This is a genomic window from Oleiphilus sp. HI0125 (assembly GCF_001635355.1).
Window position 1 is genome coordinate 1 of sequence record NZ_LWGF01000619.1, and the last position, 6,024, is coordinate 6,024.

Below are 6,024 nucleotides of genomic sequence, written 5' to 3' on the forward strand. Positions count from 1 at the left end.
ACAGCTTTTGGCGAATTCAAGTGACGTTGAAGGTGATGTGAGTCTGCAAGGTGTTAGCTACTCAGGATCAGATGGAACGCTGAGTGCGAATGATGATGGCTCCTTTAGTTTTATTCCGAATGAGAATTTCAATGGTGACATTGTCCTCGATGTGGTTGTGTTAGATGCTGAGGGTGCGAGTGATACGGCCCAAGCGAATATCGTAGTTGTTCCTGTGAACGATGCACCTCAAGCAGGCAACGTAGGAACATTGACTACTAATGAAGACAACTCAATAGAAATTGATCCTGATTATATTCTTGGCTTTGCTTCCGATGTAGATGGCGATGACTTAAGCCTTGCCTCCCTTACATTGCGTGACCCGAACCATGGAACGCTCACGCAGAATACGCAAACAGGCGTATATAGCTTTAGTCCCGCAGCGAACTTTGCGGGTGCGGTTGCCTTAGATTATTTAATTAATGATGGCACCGTAGACACCGCTGGCAGCATGGAAGTCAACGTCATACCAGTGAATGATGCGGCCTTTGTGGATGGGAATTCGCACGCAACGGTGATGGAGGATGGTCAAATTACCTTCAATGCCGATGACTTGCTGAATCTTTTTGGGGACGTGGATGGAGACAATCTGACCATTTCCAATGTCATCATCGCCGATGGCGACGAAGCAGAAGGCCAAGTGGTGGCTAATGGTGATGGTACCTTCACCTTCACGCCTGAAGATGACTTTGCCGGTACTACTCAGCTGCAAGTGATTGTGAGTGACGGTACGGTCGAAACGGCGATGGATATGCCTGTCTACGTGCGTCCTGTCGCTGACGGTGCGGTTATTACTAAGAGTCAAGATGGCCCGATTGTGATGAACGAGGATGAGACCGGCTTCTTGAGCTTGAGTGTCGATTTACTCGATGCCTCGGAATCACTCACAAGCTTGGTGATGACGGGTTACCCATTGGGCTTCACGATTAGTGATGGTGAACATTCGGTGACGATCACCGAAGAAGGACAGCTGATCTTGATTAATGATTGGGATATCTCGAATATCTCGATCGACCCACCTGAAAACTGGCACGGTACCTTCGAAGTAACTTTGACAGCCACTACCGTTGATTATGGTGATGAAAACTCGAATGCCTTGCCTGATAGCAGCGATATTACGGGAGACTTCGATGCCACAGAAGGTCAAGATCTGATCATTACTGAGCTTGATCTTTTAGATATGGCTGAGAACACACAAGTGCAAGATGGCGATGAACCTGGATTTGTACACTTAATTAATAACTCGCAAGGCGAGCTTGTTGATAATGGTGATGGCACATGGACCTTCTCACCAGCGGATGGATTTACCGGCGAAGTGGACTTTGCTTATGTGATCCAACGTGATGGTGAGTTGTTCGATGAACAGAGCAGTATTGGTGTTCAACCTGCTGTACCTGGTGCGGACAATGGGCTCGAAATCGAGGGTATTGCAACGACAGATATCGACAAAGGCAACTCGGTTGAATTTACTGATGCGGATTTACTTGCTCAGATTAACGGTGTCGATGGTAATGACCTGTCAATTACTGGTGTGCAAATTACCGATGGTGTCGGTGTACTTAGACAATCGAGCGATGGCACATATACCTATACGCCAGATCCAGATTTCTCTAGCGAAGCACAGATTAGCTTCGTGGCGAGTGACGATTTAAATAGCGTGACGAGTTTCGTGAATGTGAATGTCATCAACGCTGCGCCAGAAGTTGTTGCTGTAGATCAGGCATCAAATTATACAGTCGCCGAGGATGGATCGATTACATTCACAGAGTCAGAGTTGCTAACTGCTGTGGGTGCGACGGATGCTGATGGCGATACTATGACTGTTGAAGGCTTAGGTGTGCAGCCGGATAGTGGCACGGTGATCAACAATGGTGATGGCTCATGGACAGTATGGCCTGATTCTGACTTTGGCGGTAATATGGAGCTGACCTACATGGTGAACGATGGCACATATAGCACGCCTGCAACAGTGCTTCTTACAGTGACGCCAGAAAATGATGTGCCGACTGAAAGTACTCCATTGTATGTAGAGATGAATATGAACGGCACGACCACGCTGACACTCGACGAGTTGCTTGCCAATGTTACTGATGTTGATGGCGATACCCTATCAGTCAGTAACTTCCAGTCTGACAATGCAACGGTGACCGATAATGGTGATGACTCCTATAGCATTGTAGCTGATGGTGACTTCCAAGGAACGGCTGGCATTACCTACGATGTGAGTGATGGCACAGAAACAATCCAAGCATCAATTAGCGCAAATGTGTCGCCTGCTGAGGATGGCCAAGTCGACGGTGAGGCAGCAGATTATACGGTTTCTCCTGGTGGTAGTTTGAACATTGCGATGCCAAGTTCAATTAGTGAGGATGATAGCGTGGATCATGTGATTGCGAGTGATCTTCCGGATGGCGCAACCATCAGCAATGGCCTTGAAGATAATGATGGTAACTACGTGATCAGTGGCGATTTGAGTCAACCGATACAAGTTTCATTGGGTGATGGTTTCGAAGGCGATGTGTCGATCAATGTCATAGGTTATGACGCCTTAGACCAAACTGTCGACGGTGCGAGTGAAATCATTAGTGTCGAAGTGGATGATGCTTATGCAGCGCAAGGTAGCTCTGCAGATGGCGCTAATGTTAATGCTGGTAGCGATGATCAGGGTGGAGGTGATTGGACGAATGCCGACAACACTAATGCAGGTGTTGATGTAATGGATGACAGTTCAAGCTTCGACAACGCGAATGATAACAATGGCAGTAACGATGACATGTCTGATTTAGGCGGTATTGGCTAGATCATTGATGCGCTTTCATCTTGGTGAACATCGCCTAAGGGAGCAGATATGGCTTTGCAATTGACCTATGACTCGGTCGAAGATCGCGTATTGTTTCTCAGCCACCAAGAAGTGCGTTACCCTTCTTGGTGGTTAAGCCGCAGGACGATCTTGCGGCTGATTCAATCTCTCAACTCAGCAGTGGCCGCGCACTATGAAACGGAGAAGATACTCCAAAAGGTGTCAGAAACTCAGACTTCTGAAACGACGAATCGAGATGGAAACGCTAGGTCTGAACAATCCGTCGAACAAAAAACACTCGACGAATACCGTCAAGCGCACTTAGAGAGCAGCGAGACGAGTGTTGAACGTCACTCTGAGCATGTTTCCGAGGCTCAGAAATATCCTTATGCGCGCAGCATTCGGTTAGATTTGCTCGAAAATAACCGTGTTGCGTTGGTTTTAAGTGACGGCGTGTCGAGTGGTTTGAAGCTGGAGTTTCATGAAGATGGCGTGCATCAGTTCGCTGATATGTGTTTGCAGGTGGTGAGACGGTGTAGGTGGTGAGACGGTGTAGGTGGTGATTAGCTATTGAAGACTAAATATTGAGGTCAGAGTATATTCACTCTGCTCCCAGTCTTTCTAAGTCACTTACAGCCCTTTGCCAAGAGATACATATAGGCTCTCTTGACTGTTTTCTGAGATGCCATAGCCCAAGAACGCGGGCCCAATGGGACTGTCCCAACCCAAAAACACTGCGCCACTAGAGATAAGGTCTTTGGTGCTTATGTCGGATTGATTGTCCCAAACATTACCCGCTTCGTAAGACGCACCAAGGTACAGAGGAAGTTTGGTTCCACCTACACTATTGGCGGCAAGTTCATAGCTATAAACTAATCGGGCAAAGCGCATGTGCGGTCCAGCAATAAAATCTCGGTCATTGCCCGATAAATTCAAGAAACCGCCTAACTCAAAACCACTGAACTGCAGATTGCCCTGATTCACATAGGTACTGCCGGCTTTGATGGTTGGTTTGATACTGTGGTAGCCAAATGAAAAAGCCGTTTGAATCTGTATTTCGACTTGATCTACGTATTCTTTAAAACCTAAGGCGTTTGATTCACTGCGTTTGCCTGTAGCACTAACCTTCCAGCCGTTTCGGGTAAAGTTGGGATTATTTTGGTTGTCGTATTCAGTTTTTATGAATGCGGCTCCGCTGTCATATCTTACCGAGGAAGCACCAATTATTTGTTGTAAGGGATCAGGCACTTTAACGCGGCCGTTTTCAAATTCCAGGCCAAGTAGGAGGTCAAAATTGTCGCTAAATTCGTAGCCAATGCCAGCCTTTGTGTTTTGATAGGAGCGAGTAAGCTCTCCTAAATTTTGATTGTTATCAGAGTAGGTTGAAATTTCTCGTGCAATTTCAGTTCGCGCTTGAATGAAGTATCCACTGGTATTTAAGGGCCAATAGATGTCGCTCGTAAGCCGTTTCTCGGTACCGAATTCAACGGCATTTGTCCATTCCGCTCCATATGGGTTCAAGTTGGTATAGCGCCACGCAGTGCCAATTTCGAATAAACTGAAAGAACGAAAGTTGTCCTCGAAGTTGAATTGAAAATCCAGGTATCCTGGTCCCCATTCTTTTTCGTTCACAGTTAAAATGAGTTGTTCTTCATCATTAACAATCTCGATTGAGCTAGTAATCAGAGCGATCGTACCTTGTCCTAGAAGCCGCTCAATGCCTTTGTTTATTTGTTCTCGTGTGAAAGGTGGAGGCCCATCCAGTTGCATCCTTTCAAGTAAGTACTTATTAGCTAGGCGAGTATTATTAATTAAGCGTATCTGGTGAATTTGATCTTTTTCTTCTTGTGTTTTTCTTGCTATTGAATCGCGCAATAACTGAATGTCTGAGCGCTTCGAAAAGACCTCTGTGGCGAGTTGATAACCTTCTTCTAGTGCATCACTCATAGCGTCAAAATCAAGTACACCCATATTCCCCAGATCAGGACGAATAAGGATGTCTCGCTCTGTGAGTGTTGATCGTGCCTCAGCTTGGTTTGACATCATTAAGAAGTTCGACATTTGTCCAAGCACAGCAACGCTAGAGTCGATTTCTTCGCGTTTAAGAATTGGTGCTCCGATATCTACCGCAATAACGATATCTGCGCCCATTTGTCTTGCAACACTGACTGGCAAGTTATTCGCGATGCCGCCGTCAACTAAAATGCGACCGTCGATTTCAGTCGGTCTGAGTACCCCAGGTATAGACATCGATGCTTGCATTGCTTGCGCTAAATCACCCCTTGAAAGAATGACTTGTTCACCAGTTTCCAGATCCGCTGCAACGGCTCGATAAGGAATTGCGAGACTATCGAAGCTATCAAATTTTGAATAACTGCCCAACATCTCATGAACGAGCGAGCGCATTCCCTGTCCTTGTATAATACCCTTAGGGAGTTTGATGCCTGAGCTGTCTAGTCCGATGTCGAGTTGAATTGGAAATAAGTCATTATGACGTTTACGTCGATTGGGAATGCGTGACCGAGGAAGACTATCTTGATACCCTCTATTCCAATCAGCGCTTAGAAACTTAGATTCAATATCTTTAGCAGATTTACCGGTGGCATAAAGACCAGCGACAAAGGATCCAACGCTAGTCCCTGCAATAACATCGACAGGAATCTTAGCTTCTTCAATAGCCTTCAGAACACCAACATGAGCAGCTCCTTTCGCCCCACCGCCGCCTAGAACCAACCCAATACAAGGGCGTTGTAAATCTTTGGGACAACTCGTTTCGTTGGGTGCCTCTTGTGCAGCAGTATGAGTTGTGAAACATAGCGCTAAAAAACTTAATAAAAAGCGTTTCATTATAAGTTGTTTTTATCTTTGTTGGTGCAGGTATGGTTGAACAGCAATGCATTAACTATGACTAGCCTTTTTGACTATGGCAAGCGTGTTTTTATATGTAAGCGGTGAGTAAAAGTTAACCTTCCCGGGTAAAAGTAATAGTAATTAAGGAAGGTTGTTTTAGCTAAGTTTTCTAGTTGTATTAGAGGATCGTTACATCCTGTTTCAAAAAAATCTTGAGTTGAACGCAAAATAACCAATTCTGTGGGGCTTAGTAGCTGTTTTCTTTTCTAGACCTCATTAACCAGAATGGTGTCTTTAGTTACAAAAAATTGGCTTTAGTGCGACGGAATCATTTT

General features: G+C 45.6%; 3 protein-coding genes. 2 read left to right on the forward strand and 1 reads right to left on the reverse strand.

Features of this window, described 5'->3' with window-relative positions; genetic code table 11:
- Together A3762_RS07970 and A3762_RS07975 are read left to right on the forward strand one after the other, a co-directional pair.
- The coding region (locus tag A3762_RS07970; protein ID WP_156493336.1) for a tandem-95 repeat protein at nt 1–2,839 on the forward strand (2,839 nt) is incomplete at its 5' end.
- A gap of 48 nt (nt 2,840–2,887) precedes the next feature.
- Nucleotides 2,888–3,385: a hypothetical protein gene (locus A3762_RS07975; protein WP_068480190.1), complete on the forward strand. Its 498-nt coding sequence runs from the start codon at nt 2,888–2,890 to the stop codon at nt 3,383–3,385.
- An 84-nt stretch (nt 3,386–3,469) separates the two neighbouring features.
- On the opposite strand, the gene A3762_RS07980 is transcribed toward A3762_RS07975, so the two are convergent.
- The gene (locus tag A3762_RS07980) at nt 3,470–5,686 is read right to left on the reverse strand and encodes a patatin-like phospholipase family protein (RefSeq protein WP_068480193.1); all 2,217 of its coding nucleotides are present in this window, start codon (nt 5,684–5,686) and stop codon (nt 3,470–3,472) included.
- Between the last annotated feature and the right edge of the window lie 338 nt (nt 5,687–6,024).